At 61.6% G+C, this 18,588-nt stretch carries 15 protein-coding genes; 11 read left to right on the forward strand and 4 right to left on the reverse strand.

What is annotated here, in order from left to right:
* The first annotated feature begins 35 nt into the window (after positions 1-35).
* The 3 genes from GNP00_RS13740 (at position 36) to GNP00_RS13750 (ending at position 1,449) form a co-directional block, all read left to right on the forward strand.
* Positions 36-350: an ArsR/SmtB family transcription factor gene (locus GNP00_RS13740; RefSeq protein ID WP_011580872.1), complete on the forward strand. Its 315-nt coding sequence runs from the start codon at positions 36-38 to the stop codon at positions 348-350.
* Entirely contained in the window at positions 347-718 is a 372-nt protein-coding gene (locus tag GNP00_RS13745; RefSeq protein ID WP_041544668.1) for an SRPBCC family protein, read from the forward strand. Before GNP00_RS13740 ends, GNP00_RS13745 begins: the two co-directional genes overlap by 4 nt.
* A 104-nt stretch (positions 719-822) precedes the next feature.
* On the forward strand, positions 823-1,449 hold the full coding sequence (locus tag GNP00_RS13750) for an ATP-dependent Clp protease proteolytic subunit (RefSeq protein ID WP_011580870.1): 627 nt from the start codon (positions 823-825) through the stop codon (positions 1,447-1,449).
* 13 nt (positions 1,450-1,462) lie between these two features.
* Here the strand turns inward: GNP00_RS13750 and GNP00_RS13755 are convergent, their stop codons facing one another.
* Complete coding sequence (locus GNP00_RS13755) at positions 1,463-1,795, reverse strand: hypothetical protein (RefSeq protein WP_011580869.1); 333 nt, start codon at positions 1,793-1,795, stop codon at positions 1,463-1,465.
* A 138-nt stretch (positions 1,796-1,933) separates the two neighbouring features.
* Here GNP00_RS13755 and otsB point away from each other — a divergent pair, with 138 nt between their 5' ends.
* The 3 genes from otsB to otsA are packed head-to-tail and all read left to right on the forward strand — an operon-like array spanning position 1,934 to position 5,895.
* A complete protein-coding gene (gene otsB / locus GNP00_RS13760) occupies positions 1,934-2,710 on the forward strand; it encodes a trehalose-phosphatase (protein WP_011580868.1) in 777 nt (258 codons plus the stop codon).
* 15 nt (positions 2,711-2,725) lie between these two features.
* Positions 2,726-4,507 carry a glycoside hydrolase family 15 protein gene (locus GNP00_RS13765; protein ID WP_011580867.1) on the forward strand — a complete coding sequence of 594 codons (1,782 nt, stop codon included), beginning with the start codon at positions 2,726-2,728 and terminating at the stop codon, positions 4,505-4,507.
* On the forward strand, positions 4,504-5,895 hold the full coding sequence (otsA, locus tag GNP00_RS13770) for an alpha,alpha-trehalose-phosphate synthase (UDP-forming) (protein ID WP_011580866.1): 1,392 nt from the start codon (positions 4,504-4,506) through the stop codon (positions 5,893-5,895). The genes GNP00_RS13765 and otsA overlap by 4 nt, the downstream gene beginning before the upstream one ends.
* A gap of 5 nt (positions 5,896-5,900) precedes the next feature.
* On the opposite strand, the gene GNP00_RS13775 is transcribed toward otsA, so the two are convergent.
* Positions 5,901-6,086 carry a DUF3008 family protein gene (locus GNP00_RS13775; RefSeq protein ID WP_041545326.1) on the reverse strand — a complete coding sequence of 62 codons (186 nt, stop codon included), beginning with the start codon at positions 6,084-6,086 and terminating at the stop codon, positions 5,901-5,903.
* Between the two features lie 122 nt (positions 6,087-6,208).
* Between GNP00_RS13775 and GNP00_RS13780 the strand changes: the two genes are divergently transcribed.
* Positions 6,209-7,060, forward strand: coding sequence for an SDR family oxidoreductase (locus tag GNP00_RS13780; RefSeq protein WP_011580864.1), 852 nt, complete (start codon positions 6,209-6,211; stop codon positions 7,058-7,060).
* Positions 7,061-7,141: 81 nt separating this feature from the next.
* On the opposite strand, the gene GNP00_RS13785 is transcribed toward GNP00_RS13780, so the two are convergent.
* Positions 7,142-9,262, reverse strand: coding sequence for a 3-hydroxyacyl-CoA dehydrogenase NAD-binding domain-containing protein (locus GNP00_RS13785; RefSeq protein ID WP_011580863.1), 2,121 nt, complete (start codon positions 9,260-9,262; stop codon positions 7,142-7,144).
* Positions 9,262-10,650, reverse strand: a complete 1,389-nt coding sequence (locus GNP00_RS13790) for an acetyl-CoA C-acetyltransferase (protein ID WP_011580862.1) — start codon at positions 10,648-10,650, stop codon at positions 9,262-9,264. Before GNP00_RS13790 ends, GNP00_RS13785 begins: the two co-directional genes overlap by 1 nt.
* Positions 10,651-10,846: 196 nt before the next feature.
* Between GNP00_RS13790 and GNP00_RS13795 the strand changes: the two genes are divergently transcribed.
* The 4 genes from GNP00_RS13795 to GNP00_RS13810 all read left to right on the forward strand — a co-directional run bounded on the left by GNP00_RS13795 (position 10,847) and on the right by GNP00_RS13810 (position 18,351).
* Complete coding sequence (locus GNP00_RS13795; RefSeq protein WP_041544667.1) at positions 10,847-11,098, forward strand: hypothetical protein; 252 nt, start codon at positions 10,847-10,849, stop codon at positions 11,096-11,098.
* A complete protein-coding gene (locus tag GNP00_RS13800) occupies positions 11,095-11,604 on the forward strand; it encodes a hypothetical protein (protein WP_011580861.1) in 510 nt (169 codons plus the stop codon). The genes GNP00_RS13795 and GNP00_RS13800 overlap by 4 nt, the downstream gene beginning before the upstream one ends.
* Positions 11,605-11,803: 199 nt before the next feature.
* Positions 11,804-13,735 carry an autotransporter assembly complex protein TamA gene (locus tag GNP00_RS13805; RefSeq protein WP_011580860.1) on the forward strand — a complete coding sequence of 644 codons (1,932 nt, stop codon included), beginning with the start codon at positions 11,804-11,806 and terminating at the stop codon, positions 13,733-13,735.
* The gene (locus GNP00_RS13810; protein ID WP_011580859.1) at positions 13,735-18,351 is read left to right on the forward strand and encodes a translocation/assembly module TamB domain-containing protein; all 4,617 of its coding nucleotides are present in this window, start codon (positions 13,735-13,737) and stop codon (positions 18,349-18,351) included. Before GNP00_RS13805 ends, GNP00_RS13810 begins: the two co-directional genes overlap by 1 nt.
* Positions 18,352-18,588: the final 237 nt, after the last annotated feature.

Below are 18,588 nucleotides of genomic sequence, written 5' to 3' on the forward strand. Positions count from 1 at the left end.
TTGCGTAAAACATAAGTGCGTGCTTATATATTGCTATGAACGAGTCGGATGTCTTTCGTGCCCTTGCGGATCCGACCAGGCGCGCGGTCCTGGAGCGGCTGCTCGATGGCGAGAAGAACGCAAGCGAATTGCGGGAGGGACTCGGCATCTCACAGCCAGCGGTTTCGCAGCACGTGGCGGTGCTGCGGAGCGCAGGCCTGATCGCGGAAAAGAAGAGTGGGCGGCATGTGCATTACAGCCTGGCGCCTGATGGGCTTGCGCCTGTGTTCGACTGGCTCACCCGTTACCGCTCGTTCTGGCCGGCCCGTGTCGACAGGCTGAAGACGCTTCTGAAGGAGATGGATCAATGACGCCCATGGACGAGGTTCGAACGAAGCCGGACGAGGTGGTCGTGGAATGCGAAATGGAGACCTCGCCCGAGAAGCTGTGGCGGGCGCTCACGGAAGAGGCGTTTCTGTCCGACTGGCTGGACGCCAGCCCATCGGACGGCGGACTGGAGGGGCCAAGCTACCGGCTCATCGAGGCGGAACCATATAGCCGCGTCAGCTATGCCTGGCATGATCCCGACCATCCCGAAGCGCCGCCGATGGTCACCATCGAGCTTAAGCGGCTGCCGGCCGGCCGCACCTGGTTTCGGCTGACGCACGGCCCGCTGGCAATCGTAAAGCCTGTCATGGCTGCGAACGCGAACAATCCGCCGCTGGCGATGGCGGTCTAAAGGGCAAATAGCGAGTAGGGATAGCGGGCGGAGTGCTTCGCCATTCTATTCGCTGCCCCCTATTCGCTTCCCAGTATCCAAACAAAACTCAAGGAGGTTGCGCCATGCGCGACACGATGAATCTCATCCCCATGGTCGTTGAGCAATCGGCGCGCGGAGAACGTTCCTTCGACATCTTCTCCCGGCTCCTTCGCGAGCGCATCATCTTCCTGAACGGCCAGGTGGACGACAATTCCGCCGCGCTCGTCTGCGCGCAGATGCTGCATTTGGAAGCGGAGAACCCGAAAAAGGAAATCGCTTTCTACATCAACTCGCCTGGCGGCGTGGTCTCCAGCGGCTTTGCCATCTATGACACGATGCAGTTCATCAAATGCCCCGTCGCCACGCTTTGCCTCGGCACGGCGGCATCCATGGGTTCCTTCCTGCTCATGGCGGGCGAACGCGGCATGCGTGTCGCCCTGCCCAATGCCAGCATCATCCTGCATCAGCCGCTTGGCGGCTTTCAGGGACAGGCTTCAGACATTGAACGCCACGCACAAAATGTCATGAGGCATAAGCGCCGCATGATCCGGCTTTACGCGGAACATTGCGGACGCGCGGAGGAAGACGTGGAACGCACGCTCGACCGCGATTTCTTCATGACTGCGGAGGACGCCCGCGAATGGGGCCTGGTCGATCACGTCTATCGCCGGCGCGCAGGAGACTTGCCGCTCATCGCGCCAAGCTCATAGGCCCCTTCGCGCCTCAACGGGGAATCCGCAGGAAGTCGTTGTCATCGTCCCAGGGATCGAGGATGCACCTATAGCCGATGCGGCAGGATTGCGTATCGCGCGTCGATATCCAGGCATCATCGGCAACGTGTCCCACCGGACAGAAGCGTTCACCGGCGACATACCGGTCATAGGTGAAACGCCCCGTGGTGAAGACCACGGCACCGTTTTGCTGAACGAGCGCGCGGGCCTCTCCGCAGGAAAGCTGGCGCGCGTCCACGCGGCCCTGTGCTGCCGAAAAGGTCGCCGAGAACCCCAGCAGGGCCAGCGCTGCTATACCCTTACGCGCAAGTCTTGATCTTTGCATCGCCTGTCCTCAAACTTGTCCAAATGGCAAATCCGCTTTATCTGCCTCCCAGCAGGGCTGCTGGAATTACGCTGCAGCATCCAAAATGCGGTCACCATGGCAGGAACATGACCGCTTCACCCACACTATCGTGAAGTCATGGCCGGCGAAGCAGAACCTCTTTCATCACTCGATTGTTCGGCACTGAAACCGAACAGCATAGCGATCTTCCTCGATTTCGACGGGACCCTTGCGGATATCGCCGAACGCCCGGACGAAGTTTCCGTTCCCCCAACCACGCGCGAGGCGCTCGCGCGCCTTCTGAAGAGCACCGACGGCGCAATTGCCATTATCACCGGCCGGCCGATCGAGGTCATCGATCATTTTCTGGCGCCTCTCCTCCTGCCGGTGGCCGGTGTGCATGGGATGGAGCGCAGGACCGCCGGCGGACAACATGTCGGGAGCGTAATTGATGAGGAGGAGCTTTCGGCAGTGCGCGCTAAACTGCAGGCATTCGCCGACTCGCATGAGGGGCTTCTGCTGGAGTTAAAGCACGGTTCGCTGGCTCTTCACTATCGGCAGCGACCCGACCTCGAAGCCGCCTCGATAGCAGCCGTGCACGCGGCGGCGAACGACTCAAAGGGGCTTCATCTCCTGCATGGCAAGATGGTGCTTGAGGTGAAGGGCGGGAAGGCAACGAAGGCCGATGCTCTGACCGCCTTTATGCAGGAGGACCCTTTTCGCGGACGCACACCCCTTTTTGCGGGGGATGACGTCACCGACGAGGATGCCTTCAACCAGATCGCGCATATAAACGGGTTCTCCATAAAGATCGGAGGCGGTAAAACATCTGCCCGATTTAGGGCTGATGAAGCCAGCAGTTTTCGCGAATGGCTCGAACGCCTGGCCGCGAGGTTCGAGTCCCGGGACTATTGAGGATAGAGCTATATCATGACGACACTTAATCTCGGAATTATCGGTAATTGCAGCTTTTCCGCCCTGGTCGATCCACAAGGCAGGATCGTGTGGTGTTGTCTGCCTCGTTTCGATGGAGACCCCGTCTTCAATGCGCTCCTGGCCGGCCAGGATGATCCCTCTGAGGGGCTTTTCTCGATCGCTCTCGAAGGCCTGACGGAGACGGAACAGCACTATGACAGCAATACGGCCGTGCTGGTGACGCGGCTGCATAGCGCCTCGGGCTCACTTGAGATCATCGATTGCGCACCCCGGTTTTTCTGGCGCGATCGCATTTTCCGCCCGCAGTCCCTGGTCCGCCGTATCCGCCCGCTTTCCGGGACGCCGCGCATTTCCATCCGGGTGAAGCCCACATTCTGCAATGGAACAGTGCGCCCTCAGACCACGCGAGGGTCCAATCACCTGCGCTATGTGGGGCCGGATATCACGCTGAGGCTCACCACCACTGCGCCGATCGATTACGTCCTCGATGAAACCTTTTTCACCCTTTCCGCGCCGATCGATTTCATATTCGGACCGGACGAGACGATCGAGGGTGGAGTTGCGCACACGGCACGGGATTTCGAGGAGCGTACCTCCGCTTACTGGCGCGGATGGGTAGCCAATCTCGCGCTGCCCTTCGAGTGGCAGGACGCGGTTATCCGCGCTGCCATTACGCTCAAGATGTGCACCTATGAGCCAACGGGCGCCATCGTCGCCGCGATGACGACGAGCATTCCCGAAGCTCCCGATAGTGGCCGCAACTGGGATTATCGCTTTTGCTGGCTGCGCGACGCCTTTTTTGTGGTGCGTGCCCTGAATAGCCTGGGCACCGTGCAAACCATGGAGAATTACTTCCGGTACCTGATGGATATCGTCGCCGATGCTGATGACGGCCACTTGCAACCGGTGTTCGGCATTGGCCGCGAAAGGCAGCTAACCGAAAATATCCTTGAAAATTTTGCCGGCTATCGCGGAATGGGGCCGGTGCGGTTCGGCAACCAGGCCTTTGAGCATTACCAGCACGATGTCTATGGAAACGTCATCCTCGGCGCGGCGCAGATTTTCTTCGATCGCCGTATAGAGATGAAGCCGAATATGACACATTTCCGGCTTCTGGAGCACGCCGGAGAGCAGGCCTTTAGGCTGCACAACGAGCCCGACGCGGGGATGTGGGAACTCCGCTCACGGTCGCGCGTTCACACTTCCTCCAGTCTCATGTGCTGGGCGGCGTGCGACAGGCTGGCCCATATCGCGGCGCAATTGGGGGAGGCCGCGCGCGTGCGGTACTGGAGAGAGCGTGCAGACGAAATCAAGGAGCGGATTCTTGCCGAATCCTGGTCGGAGAAGCGCAAGGCGTTCGTGGAGAGTTTTGGAGGCGAGACGCTCGACGCGAGCGTTCTGCTGATGGCCGAAGTGGGCTTCATTGATCCGCGCGATCCGCGCTTTGTGAGTACCGTGGACCAGCTCGAGAAAGCCCTTGCGATCGGCCCTCACATGATGCGTTACGAGGCAGCCGACGACTTCGGCAAGCCGGAAGTGGCCTTCAACATTTGCGCCTTCTGGCGGCTCGACGCCCTCGCCAGGATCGGCCGCCGCGATGAAGCGCGCGAGATTTTCGAAGCGCTGCTGAAAGCCCGCAATCCCCTCGGGATTCTTTCCGAGGATACTCACCCGGTTACAGGGGAGATGTGGGGCAATTACCCGCAGACCTATTCGATGGTGGGTATCATCAATGGCGCCCGCCGGCTTTCCAAACCATGGGAGACAGTAGTGTGAAAAGGCTTGTCGTCGTCTCGAACCGCGTAGCGGACCTGACAAGGACGTCCCAGGCCGGCGGGCTTGCGGTCGGCCTTGCGGATTCGCTGCGTCAGCGCGGCGGCGTATGGATGGGCTGGGACGGGCAGACGCTGAAATACGAGGAGGAGCCGGAGCCGCGCATCCGCAAGATTGGCGAGGTGACCCAGGCGACCATTCCGCTCACCGAGCAGGACTATGCGGAATACTATCTGGGCTTTGCCAACAGCGTTCTATGGCCGCTCTTTCACTACAGGCTCGATCTGGTGGAGTACAAAACGGCCTTCCTGGAAGGCTATCGGCGCGTGAATGCGAAATTCGCAAATGCGCTGGTGTCGATTCTCCGTGACGACGATCTAATCTGGATCCATGATTACCATCTTATTCCGCTCGCGGCGGAGTTGCGCGAGCGCGGCTGCAAGCAGCGTATCGGTTTTTTCCTGCACATCCCCTTCCCGCCCCCGGAAATTCTCGCCGCTGTTCCCCGCCACCGTTGGCTGGTGGAGTGCCTGCTGAAGCATGATGTGATCGGTTTTCAGACGCATACGGATCTCAACAACCTTCTGCGCTATGTCGAGGATCATCTGGGTTGTGAAATTCTGGCCGACGGGCGCATCAGGACGCGCGAGCGCGAGGTGATCGCCGGTTTCTATCCCATCGGCATCGATGTGGATGCCTTTGTGGGCATGGCCGAGAAGCCGAATGACGAGGTGCAAATCGAAACCAAACGGCGCGAGATCCTTGGACGAAGGCAGATTATCGGCGTCGACAGGCTGGACTACACGAAAGGCTTGCCGGATCGATTGCGCGCCTTTGCCCGCCTTCTGGAGCTCTATCCGGAGATGAGGAAATCAGTCGCGCTGATGCAAATCGCCACGCCCACACGCGAAGAGGTCGAGGCCTATGTGGATATCCGCAAGGAATTGGAGGCTCTGTCCGGCGCCATCAACGGCCGCTTCGCCGATTTTAACTGGACGCCTGTGCGTTACATCCACGGCACCGTGCCGCGTGACGCGCTGGCAGCTCTCTACCGGGCGAGCCAGGTGGGCTTTGTCACGCCGCTTCGTGACGGGATGAACCTCGTCGCCAAGGAATATGTCGCCGCGCAATCCATGGATGATCCGGGCGTGCTCGTTCTATCAAAGTTTGCAGGGGCAGCGGAGGATCTGCACGAGGCGCTGATCGTCAACCCGTATGACGTGGACGACATGGCTCGCAATCTTTGCCGCGCGCTCACAATGCCGCTGGATGAACGTCAGGAGCGCCAGAGGGCTCTTATGGAGCGCATACGAAAGCACGATTCCGCCCACTGGCTGAACTCCTTCATGGATGCGCTCGAAAAGGGCGAGACAAAAGAGGACGAGGAGTAAGAGCCTCAATCCTTCTTTTTGTTCGGCAGCTTCTTCCGCTTGGTGTGAGCCAGTTCCTCAAGCTGCTTCTCGCTCATGGATTCTTCCATACTCTTGGAAGGGCCCTTGAGCTTGGATTTTGGCGTCTCGCCGCGCTTGGCTGAAAGGGCAGCGCCCGCCGCTTTCTGTTGCGCCTTGGATTTCGCAGGCATGGTCGCCTCCTTTATAGAGCTTTCCCGAAAATCCGCCGCTCGCAGGAAAGTTCCGCAAAGGAGCGGAACAGGACGACCGGCCATCGTGTTCCTGACAGGAATGGAAAGCACGAGGCAGGACTATGAGCGAGCAAACACTTCCCAAACAGGAGCAGGAGCACCAGCCGGGCAAAGAGCATCAAATGCATCCGCGGCCGGAATTCACGCCTCGGTATCGCGGCTCGGACCGCTTGAAGGATAAAGTGGCGGTGATTACCGGCGGAGATTCCGGCATTGGCCGCGCGACCGCCATTCTCTTTGCTCGCGAGGGAGCCAAGGTGGCTTTCCTCTATAGGGACGAACAGAAGGATGCCGAGGAAACCGAACGGCTGGTTGCCGCCGAAGGCGGCGATGTCTTCTCAATGCCAGGAGATGTCGGGGAAACCGAGACGGCTGAGCGCTTCGTCAAAGCGGTGATCGAGCGGTTCGGGAAGATCGATGTCCTCGTGAACAATGCCGCCGAGCAGCATTATCAGGAAGAGCTGACTGATATCTCAGACGAACAGCTGGAGCGCACCTATAAAACCAATATCTTCGGTATGTTCCGAATAACGCGGGCTGCCCTTCCGCACATGCAAGAGGGCTCTTCCATCATCTGCACAACCTCCGTTACCGCGTTCAAAGGACAGGATGTCCTGATGGACTACGCTTCGACCAAGGGGGCCATCCTCGCCTTTGTGCGTGCGCTATCGGGTAATCTTGCTTCGAAGGGAATCCGCGTGAACGCGGTCGCGCCGGGTCCGATCTGGACGCCGCTCATCCCGGCATCTTTCCCCGCCGAGAAGGTCGCCAAGTTTGGCGGCAACGTGCCGCTCGGACGGCCGGGTCAGCCCAATGAAGTGGCGCCTTGCATGTTGTTCCTCGCCTGCGAGGATTCATCCTACATCACTGGCCAGACGCTGCATCCGAACGGCGGAACGCTTGTGGGCGGATAAGCTTCCGCCCTCTTAACGGTCCTGCTTCCGGTCGCTTTGCTCCCCTGAAACGGATGAGGTTCCCGGAGGCGGCGACCGGCATCAAGTTTTCAGCCTCTCCCACCCCTCATCGGGCGCAAAACGCTCGCCATATTTTTCCTCAAGCTGCCGCAGCTTAGCGGTGATCTCGCTCACTCCGCGCGTGCGCGCGTAAAAAAGCGGACCGCCTCGAAACGGCGCAAAGCCGGTGCCAAAAATCATGGCGCCGTCTATTAATTCTTCTTCGTTTACAAGATTCTCGCGCAAACATCTCACAAGCGTGTTGAGCATTGGAAGGATCAACCGGTCGGCCGCTTCCGCGTCAGCGCGGGGGATCTGCGCCCCTTCCGCCGCTTTTACCTCTTCTTTTCTGATCTTGCCTTTCTCATCGTAGGAGTAGAAGCCCCGTCGGGCTTTGCGTCCCGTCTCACCCGCCTCAACCTTCTGCACGAGCCAGGACGGGATTTCGGGCATCGGATCAGGCGACTGCTCCTTCAGCATGCGCGCCACTTCGAGGCAGATATCGAGCCCGACCTGGTCTGCCAGCTCGATCGGTCCCATGGGCATACCGAAATTGCGGGCAGCCCGGTCAATCACGTCTATCGGCACGCCTTCGTCGAACATGACGAAGGCCTCGACCAGATACGGCATGAGCGCACGATTGACGAGGAAGCCCGGCGCGCTCTTCACAGGCGACGGCAGGCGAGAGATATCTCCGCAGAAGGCGCGCGCCCGCTGGAGCGCATCTTCGCTCGCCCCCTCATGGGCGACGATCTCAACCAGCTCCATTCGCGAGACAGGATTGAAGAAATGCAGGCCAATGAAGCGCTCCGGGAAAGGCAAGCCCTCGCTCAACGTCTTCAGCGGAATGCTGGAGGTATTCGTGGCAAGGATCGCTCCTGGTTTCATGCGCGGTGCAATCGCCTCGTAAACCCTGCGCTTCACTTCCGCCTTTTCGGCAACCGCTTCAATGACGAGGTCGGCCTTTGCGAAACCCGTTCCATCGAAATCGGGCGTCAGACGGTCGAGCGCGTCGCGGCGCTCCAGGCTCGAATGAAGCTTTTTGTCAAACAAGGAGGACGCCCGACCAACGGCCTTCGCGATCGCCTTCGGGTCCAAGTCCGTCAGCGTCACCCGCATGCCCCGCGATGCGCACCACGCTGCGATATCGCCGCCCATGGTGCCTGCGCCGATGACGTGAACGCGCGCGATGCCGCTCTCGCCCTTGGCAAGCGACTTCAACCGCTCACGCAGGAAGAAAACGCGGATCAGATTCTGGGACGTCTTGCCCAAGAGAAGCTCGGAGAAGGAGCGGATCTCGGCGCGCTGCATGGCCCTTGCGTCGCCGCCATGCTCTTCCCAAAGGTCGATAAGGCGATAGGGGGCGGGGTAGTGCTTCCTGGGGGCGCGCTTCTCCGCTTCGGCCCGCATTCGGCCCGCCGCGAGGCGCCGGGCAGGACCCAGGCGGAACACACTGTTCTTCCAGCCGCCGGAGGCGCGATTGAGATTTCCGGCAATGGCAGCTTTCACGGCGTCGCGCACATGCCGCTCTTCCACAATCTCGTCCACCAGGCCAAGCGCCTTCGCCTTCCTGGTGTGAACGCTGCGGCCCGTCAACATCATGGTCATCGCTTCGACCGGATCAATGAGAGAGGTAAGCCGGAACGTGCCTCCCAATCCTGGATGAAGACCCAGCAATATCTCGGGAAAACCGAAGCTCGCGCCATTGACGGCGATGCGGTATTTGCAGGCGAGCGCTATTTCTAGGCCGCCACCCAGACAATGGCCGTGAATAACCGCAACGGTGGGCATCGCGAGAGCCGCCAGCCTATCAATGATGTCATGCGCGCGCTGGATGCGCTTCTCGACTTCCCCGGCGTCTCGAATGTCGCGAAAATCCCGGATGTCGGCACCGGCGGCAAAGCCCCCTTTCTTTGCGGAGCGAATGACGAGGCCCCGAGCGTTGAGGCTTCGAAGATCCTCCAGAACCGTATGAAGTTCCGCCATCACCGCTTCCGATAGCGTATTGGCGCTCTCGCCCGCGCGATCGAGGACGAGCCAGACGATGCCCTCCTCGTCCCTGCTGTAGCGCCAATGCGAAAGCCGGCGCATCGGCTCTCCCTCGGGGCCGAAATAGTCGTTGCGATCCTGAAGGAGCTTCCAGACCCTGCGCGAGACAGACATCAGACCACCTCCAAAAGCATGGCGCCGCCCTGCCCGCCCCCGATGCACTCGGTGGCGATGCCACGCTTCAGACCGAGCCTGCGCATGGCGTTGGCAAGATGAAGCACAATGCGGTTGCCGCTGGAGCCCACCGGGTGGCCGAGGCTGATCGCCCCGCCGTCGACATTGAGCCGGTCACGGTCAACCGTACCGAAGGGTACGCTGAGCCCCAGCACCTCGCGGCAATATTCCTCATCCTCCCATGCGGCGAGGCAGGCGAGAATCTGAGCGGCGAAGGCCTCGTTGATTTCCCAAAGGTCGATGTCCTCGCGCGCCAGGCCACGCCGCTTTATGAGTTCGGTTGAGCAGATGGTTGGGCCCAAGCCCATGACGGATGGATCAAGCGCGGCCCATTCGCTGTCCACGATGCGAGCGATCGGGGTGAGCCCGTATTTTTCGATCGCCTCCTCGGATGCGATCACGACCCAGCTCGCCCCATCGGTGATCTGGGAAGAATTGCCGGGCGTCACGCGTCCGTGAGGACGTTCAAAGACAGGTTTCAACCTTGCGAGCTTCTCAATCGAGCTATCCGGCCTTACGCCGTCGTCATGGTCGTAAAGCGTGCCGTCGGCTGCCACCGAGGCAATAACCTCGCCCTTGAGAAAACCTTCGGCCTGGGCGCGCGCGAGCCTGCGATGGCTTTCGAGCGCATAGGCATCAGCAGCCTGCCGGGTAACGCCGAAGGCATGGCCGATGATCTCCGCGGTCTGCCCCATGCTGAAATCGGTAATTGGGTCGGTTAGCCCGCGTTCGAGCCCGATGATGGGTTTCGCCATGTCCGGACGGAACGCGCCGAGCGCGGCGGCCCTGTCCCAGGCGGTCTTTGCCGTGGCGAACTGTGCGAACCAGCCGGCGGCCTTTCTGGAAAGAACGAGCGGTGCGTGGGACAGGGCTTCAGCGCCGCCAGCCAGGATCAAGTCGGCCTCGCCGCCTTCGATCAGGCGGAAACCCGTATCGATCGACTGCATGCCCGAGCCGCAATTGATCTGCACCGTGAAGGCTCTCATCGCCTCGCCCATGCCAAGCCGAAGGGCGGCGACGCGGGCGGGGTTCATCTCATCGGCGAGAACGTTCACGCATCCCAGGATGACAAGGTCGAACTCCTCCGGCCCGAAGGAAAGCCGGTCGAGAAGAGGCCTGCCGCATTGGACGGCAAGATCGACCGGCGTGAATGGACCCGGTTTACCTCTCGCCCTCAAAAAAGGGGTGCGGGCGCCGTCTACCAGATAGACCGGCTTCCTGCCCCTCCGCTCGTCTTTTCCTTCGGGGTTGGTCGTTGCGGCTGCAACGCGGCGGGCGGCCCGTGGCCGCACAGCCGGCTCGGTGCCTGTATTGGCTGCCTCTGACATATTCACCCTTCGATTCGATCCGGGCCGTAGCCTTCGGAACAATAGAGCCCTTTGCCGGCTTTGCCCACCGGGGTCAGGCCAAGCCTCACAAACCTCTCATGCCGTCCTCCGCTTCCTGAGGAAAATGGCCTGTTCCAGGAAACCACTTGGCGATCCATTGGTTCGAAGGGCATTTCCGATGAAAAAGGAGAAAGATATGACGGTCGACAAAGCCCGCCAAGCGCGCAAGCCAAGCGGGTCTACGAAGCTTCGACAGACAGATCTCGCCAATGATCGAATGGGTAAAAACAGCCTGCAAGGTGATGATCAGCTGAGCGTGCGCAATCAACGCCATGCTTCACCGGATGCACGCACTGATCCGGACGAGGTTATGGAGAGCTTCACAAAAATGAACAAGGAAGAGCGCGCCCGCGCTGATCTTGGCAAAGGCAATAGGAGCGGCAAATGAGAACATCACCGCTGGCCTGCGCGCTCCTGTTTTCATGCCTTCTGGTACAGCCGTCGCTCGCCCAGGCCCCGACCGGCCCCAACAATTCGCGGGGCGCTGCCGACGATGTCGATAGGGACGAGTCCCCGGTGATTGTCAGTCCCGACCGGGCTGGGGGCCAGTCACAGGAGAATCCGAACGACTTCCGCAATGAGCTTGAGAGTTTCGTCCAGGTCCGAGGCACTTGGGCGAGCGATCAGGCCGCCTGCGCTTCCGCCGAGGGGGGCAGCGGCCAAGGTCTTTATATCACCGACACGATGATCCGCTCCGAGGGAGCGACCTGCAGCGTCCGTGATGTGGAAACAACGGGCGATACGGCGCAGGTCTATACCAGCTGCACAATCGGCGGTGAGCAAAGCGAGCGCACCTTCACGCTTCAGAAAACGGGTGCGGATACGCTCTCCGTCACCTCCCCCGTTGAGGGCGCGGAGCGCACACTCACCGTTACCCGCTGTCCCGACAAATAGTGGCCTGATGGCCACGCCGGGGCAAAAAGCACGGCAGAGCCATACCTCGCCCGCTTGATGGCCTCCTGAAAATTGCGGTACTGCTAGGCTCGCTGCCATCTGCCGTCAGCTCGTTGCTGTGGCAGCACATGGTGGTGGGGCAAGCGGGGACATTGAGAGCTAGCTGGCAAGCGCAGTTTTTTGCCGGCCGGGAGGGATATTGAGCAACCGCACTGCCAAGCCTTACCGGATCTCCGTTCTCGTGCGGGCGACTGTCCTTGTAGGCGCCGCGGCGATAGCCGTCCCGCCTCCGTCCGCCGCACTGGAGATTTTCGGCTTGCGCCTCTTCGAGCGCAACACGCCGGAAGAGGAAGTCATAGGCACGCCCCAGCCCTATATGGTGGATTTCGTCGTCCAGGGTGGCGACAGGGATATCGAACGGGTGCTGCAACGCGCCTCCCGGCTTTGGGGCGACCGGGAAGAACCGGCCTCGGGCGCAGCAGGGCTTATCGCCAAGGCACGCGGAGATTACCGACGCCTTCTCAACGCGCTTTATTCCGTGGCGCGATATGGCGGGACGATTTCAATTACCATCGACGGGCGCGAGGCAGATGATCTTCTCCCCGATGCGCAACTGGCTAGCCCAGCTTCCGTGCGTGTCGTGGTTGATCCAGGTCCCTTGTTCCACTTCGCGGATGCCCGGATAATAAACCAGGCACCTCCCGCCACCAACCGTCGCGACAGGGTTGAAAACCCGGCGGATCAGGGCTTTCGCGTCGGCGAACCAGCGCGCAGCGGAGTGATCATTGAGGCCGGCGAGCTTGCAGCCGATGCCTGGCGGCATCATGGCTATGCCAAGGCAAACGTGATCGAGCGGCGGATCGTCGCCGCCCATACGAACGACACGATCGATGCAGAGCTGACGGTGGATCCCGGACGGCATGCGGTTTTCGGGCCTGTCACCGTAAGCGGCACGGAGCGCATGGACCCCGACTTTGTCGCGCGCCAGACCGGCATCATACCTGGTGCGGAATACGATCCCGACGAGATGAAGGAGGCGCGCGACAACATCTCCAGGCTCGATGTCTTCCGTTCGGCGCGTATTCAGGAGGCGGAAACCATCGGCGCGGACGGAAGCCTGCCCATACAGGTGATCGTCCAGGAACGCCTGCCGCGGCGCTTTGGCGTCGGCGGCTCCTATTCCACCGTGGACGGATTGGGGCTGGAGGCCTTCTGGCTGCACCGAAATCTTTTCGGCCGCGCGGAACGACTGCGCATCGAAGGAAAAGTCGCCGGCATAGGTCCGACCATCGATCCCGCGGAATTGACCTATCGTGTGGGAACGACCTTCACGAAACCCGGCATCTACTATTCGCCCAATACGGATTTCGTCGCCTCGATCTATGGCGATCGCGAGGTGCTGGACATCTACACGCGCACCGGGGTGACCGCCGAAGCGGGACTCACCCACCGCTTCACGGACCAGATCACTGGCAGGCTGCTCGCCAATGCCGCATATGCGACCTTCGATGACGATTTCGGCGAGCGCGAGTTCGTCACCGCCGGGTTTCTGGGCGGGATCGTCTACGATTCGCGGGACAATCCCGCCGACGCGACAGAGGGCATCTTCGCCGAACTGACGGTGGAGCCCTTCTACGAGTTCAACTACGGCAACGCCGCCGCGCGCCTCACAGCCGAGGGGCGGACCTATTACAGCTTCGATGAGGACAGCCGGTTCGTTGCCGCCGGACGTCTGAAAATAGGAGCGCTCCTCGATCCCCCTCTTGCGGAGACGCCGCCCGACAAACTGTTCCTTGCAGGCGGAGGCGGTTCTGTGCGCGGCTATGCCTATCGCAGCATCGGCGTTGAAACCGCCGAGGGCACCACGGGTGGCCGCTCGCTGATCGAAGCCTCCGCGGAGCTGCGCGTCCGGGTCACGCAGTCCATCGGCCTAGTCGGGTTCGTCGACGCGGGTTACGTGGATGACAAGGCATTTCCTGATTTTTCGCAGGATCTGCGGGTCGGCGTCGGCGCTGGACTGCGCTATCTAACCGGCTTCGGACCCATCCGGCTCGACTTGGCCGTACCGCTCGACCCGCGCGGGGACGATCCGGATGTGGCCTTTTATGTCGGCATAGGACAGGCATTCTGATGCGCTTTCTCATTGCCCTTCTCATGGCTCTCGCGATCTTGCCGGCGCTTGCGCAGGACGCGGTTCAGGATACGCCCGAGGAGGAGCGCTCGCTTTTCCTGTCCTTCATCGAAAACCGTCTGTCCACGCCTAACCGGCAGATACGGATCAGCGGCATTCAGGGTGTCCTCTCGTCGGAAGCGACCATCGGCCAGATCACCGTTGCCGACCGGCAGGGCATTTGGCTGCGGATCACCAATGCCACGATCGACTGGAGCCGCTCGACGCTGCTCCTTCGGCAGAGGCTCGAGATCTCCCGGCTGGCGGCCGAGTCGATCGAGGTTACGCGCCGGCCGCTGCCGGATGCGAATGCCCTGCCCTCGCCCGAAGCCAGGTCCTTCGCCGTTCCCGAATTGCCCATCGCCATCAATCTCGGTCAGCTGGAAGTGGCTTCGGTGTCTTTCGGGCAGAATGTCTTCGGACTGGAGTCAAATCTCTCCGTCGCGGGCCGCTTGCGTCTGGAAGGGGGATCGCTGGACACCGCCTTGGATGTTACCCGCCTCGATGGCCCCGGCGGTCAATTGTCACTTCAGACAGTTTACGACAGTGCGGCAGATCGGCTCGATCTTGATTTCGCCCTGACCGAGCCGCAGAACGGCGTTGTCGCCAATCTTCTCAACATCGAGGGCCGCCCGCCCCTTTCGCTCACGCTGGCCGGCTCAGGCCCGGTGGAGAATCTCGATTTGTCGATGACGATCGAGGCGTCGGGAGAGCCTGCGCTTTCCGGTACGGCTCGGTTTCGCCGGCAGCAGGAGGGGCTTGGGTTCACGGCGGATGTGGGTGGCCCCATCGCGCGGCTGGTCCCGGCGCGATTTCGCGGCTTTTTCGGCGCTGAAACCAGCCTGCAGGCGCAAGGCGTAGCCAAAAACGGCGGCGGCTTCAGACTTGATCGCCTGGATGTTGCCAGCGCTGCGCTCAGCCTTCAGGCAAGCGCAGAAACGGCGGGGGATGGGTTCCTGAACTCGCTCGCGCTCGATGCGAATATTGCCGACGCTGCCGGCTACCAGGTGCTCCTTCCCGTGAGCGGGGGAGAGACGTCTCTACGAACCGCCAGCTTGGCTGCGCGGTTCGGTGCGGCTGGAGGCGAGAACTGGAACGCCTCTCTCAATATCGAGAACCTGCACACCGGCACGTTTGCCGCCGAAAACGTGACGCTGACCATTGAAGGCATCGCGGCCGATCTTGCGACACCGGCAAACCGCCGCATCACCTATGACGGTCAAGGCGCGGTCACGGGTATCACGGCCGAGCGCGCGGATATCGCGCAGGCGCTGGGACGGGAAATCCGGCTCAACGCGGAGGGCGCATGGCAAGCCGGCGCGCCGCTTGCTATCGAAAATGCCCAGCTTTTGGGCAACGGTCTTGTCGCCACACTCTCCGGCACTTTGCTCGAATACGCCTTCCGCGGAGAGATTGGCCTGCGTGCCTCCAGCATCGCGCCATTTTCGGCGCTCGCTGACCGCAATCTGAGCGGCGGCGTGGATCTCAGCGCCGAAGGTGAGGTTCAGCCGATCAGCGGTGCTTTCGACCTGACGCTCGACGGTACCGCAGATGAATTGCGCGTGGGCATAGAGGCGCTTGATCCCCTTCTGACCGGCCAAACGCGGCTCACAGGGCGCGTCGCGCGCAGCACGGCAGGCTTTTCGGCGGAAAATTTCCGCATTGCCAGCGATCAGATGCAGCTCACTGCGGATGGCACATTTTCCAGTGAGGCTGCCGATTTTCGCTTCGACACAACGCTGGAGAATCTCGCCACGATAACAGAGCGTGCGCAAGGGCGGCTGACCGCCAGCGGCCGTGCCTCGGGCAGCGCGGGGAATCTCAACCTCACCTTTGCCGCGCAGATACCGAACGGTCGCCTTTTGGACAAAGCGCTCGACGATGCCCGCCTCGGTTTTGACGGCACGCTCCAGGGCGAAGCTCTTACCGGACAGATCACAGGACAAGCGACACTCGAAGGCGCCCCTGCCAATCTGCGGGCGGATGTCTCCGTCGCGTCAGGCGAACGGCGCCTGAACGGCATAGATTTTTCAACGCAGGGAGCGCGGCTGACGGGAGATATCGCCCAAAATTCGGCAGGGATGCTTACCGGAGAGCTTATGCTCGATGCTTCCGATATCTCCACTGCCGCCGCCCTCTTCCTGACGGAGGCGCAAGGCGCCCTCGATGCGCATATCTCCCTCGAACCGCTGGATAATCAGCAGCACGCGAGCATCGATGCATCAGCTACACGTCTGAGACTGCCGCAATTCTCCCTGGAGAGCGGCGAGGCGGAGGCGACTATCGACGATCTTTTCGGCGTGCCGGCCGTGCAGGGCGGCCTGCAGGCAAGCGGGTTGAACGCAGCCGGGATCGACGTGAGAACACTATCGGCCAATGCCCAGACGAGCGGCGATGCGACCGACTTCTCGGCGCAAGCCGCTCTTACGAATGGTACGGATGTGGTTGCGCGCGGGGCCCTCGCACCGCAGGAGGGAGGCTACCTTCTCACGCTTGCCGAAGCCTCGCTCGTCCAGGGGCCCGTTTCAGCCCGCCTCCTTCAACCCGCGCGGATTTCGGTGCGTGGCGACACATTGGCCTTCGATCCCCTGCAGCTGGACGTGGCCGGCGGACAGCTGACCGCGCAGGGCGAGATCGGACAGACGCTCAATGTTGCCCTTGGTCTCACGCGCGTGCCCTTGTCGATCGCCAACAGCATCCGGCCGGACCTTGCCTTGGGCGGCACGCTGGATGGAGAAGCGACCATTTCCGGTACGCGCCAAGAGCCTCAGGTAAATTTCAGGCTGAGCGGCCGGGACATCGCCGCTGCTGCGCTGCGCGAGGCCGGTGTCAACTCGCTTGCGGTCGAGGCAAGCGGCAGAACGCGCGGCGAGATTTTGAGCCTCAACGCTCAAATGACGAGCCCGAACGGCCTAAACGCCACCGTTCGAGGCGATGTGCCCCTGGCGCGCGGTCAGATGGCCGTCGACATCGACCTGCGATCTTTTCCCCTGTCACTCCTCAATGCCCGCATTCCCGGCCAGGATATCGGCGGCACGCTCACCGGTTCTGCGCGGTTAACCGGAACTCTCGACAACCCGGCCGCTACCTTCAATGCTGAAGCAGCCGGACTTACCGCCCGCGCGCTTACCTCGGTCGGCGCAGCACCCTTGAACGCCAGGGCGTCCGGAAGGTTCGCCGGTCGTACGCTTGAACTCCAATCCTTGAGCGCGTCCGGTCCCGGCGGCCTTTCCATCTCGGGGAGCGGCCAAATCCCGCTTGCCGGCGGAGGGCTCGCGCTCAATTTGCGCGGCAGCGCGCCGCTTTCCCTTGCCAACCGGCTGCTCGCGGAGCGAGGCACGCAGTTGATGGGGACCGCAACAGCCGATCTTCGGATCGACGGCAGCATTGCCGCCCCTGCGATATCGGGAAACATCTCCACGGCCGGGGCATCGGTTGTCGATCCTGGATCGAACCTGCGCCTCGCGAACATCAATGTAGCAGCGGTTCTGTCGGGCGACACGGTTACGATCCGCTCGGCCTCGGCCGCGCTGGCGGCCGGAGGCTTGCTCTCGCTTTCCGGCACCATCTCCACCAGCGCAGCAGCGGGTTTCCCGGCAGACCTGATGCTGCGGCTCAATGAGGCCCGCTATGCCGATGGTGAGATGGTGACGGCCACCGTTAGCGGCGGCCTGCAACTCACGGGTCCGATCACCCGCGATCCGCTCCTATCCGGCAATATTGAAGTCAGCCGCGCGGAAATTCTGGTGCCGGACGGGTTCGGCGGGAGCGCTGCATCTATCGACGTGCAGCACCTCAACCCTCCGCCGGCGGTGGAACGGACCCTCGAGAAGGCACGCGTCGCCGACGACGGCACGCCGATGCCGAGCCAGCGCCCCAGCGTTATGCGCCTCAACGTCAATATCAACGCGCCAGCACGCATCTTTGTGCGCGGGCGCGGCCTCGATGCGGAACTCGGCGGCTCCGTGCAGGTGACTGGGCCGGTGACCTCCGTCCAGCCGGTGGGCGGCTTCCGTCTGATCCGAGGCCGCCTTTCCATCCTCACGCAGCGCATAACCTTCGATGAAGGCACGGTGAGCCTCGTGGGCGACCTCGATCCGTTTCTTGATTTTGTTGCCCGGTCCGAAGGCCGCGACATAACGGTCTTCATCACCGTCCGCGGCCGTGTCTCGGAGCCTGAGGTCATCTTCTCCTCTCAACCCGAGCTACCGCAGGATGAGGTGCTGGCCCGTCTCCTCTTTGATCGTGGGGTAGATCAGCTCTCGCCCTTGCAGCTGGCGCAGCTTGCAGCCGCGGCGGCCGAGCTTGCCGGCGGGTCCGATACATCGTTTTTGGGTTCATTGCGAAGCGCCATTGGGCTCGACGAGCTCGACATCGTCACCAACGAACGCGGTAACGCTGCAGTGCGCGCCGGCCGTTATATCCAGGAGAATGTCTATGTCGGCGTGGAGGCGGGCGCGGGAGGCACGACCCGCGGAACGATAAATCTGGATATTACCGAGAATTTAAGGGTGCGCGGGGGCTTGGGAACGGGCGGGCAATCAGATCTCGGTATTTTCTACGAGCGGGATTATTAAACAACCCCAAGCACTTCCTGGAAACCGGATAAAAAAATGCCGGCGTTTTAGCGCCGGCAAACGGCACGCAATTGTGGGGTTGGGGGGCGGGGGGAGTGCGTGCCGTCCCCCTACAAATGCCTGGACCGCGGGAAGGTTCCCAAAGTTCTAAAAAATTTATTCAGACCGCAATTTCGCAGGACAGAAGGAGGAACCGCTTGCCGGGTGGCGTGTTCGACAAGGTACCTGCGATGGAGA

It is taken from the genome of Chelativorans multitrophicus (genome assembly GCF_011317445.1).
Classification (GTDB): Bacteria; Pseudomonadota; Alphaproteobacteria; order Rhizobiales; family Rhizobiaceae; genus Chelativorans; species Chelativorans multitrophicus.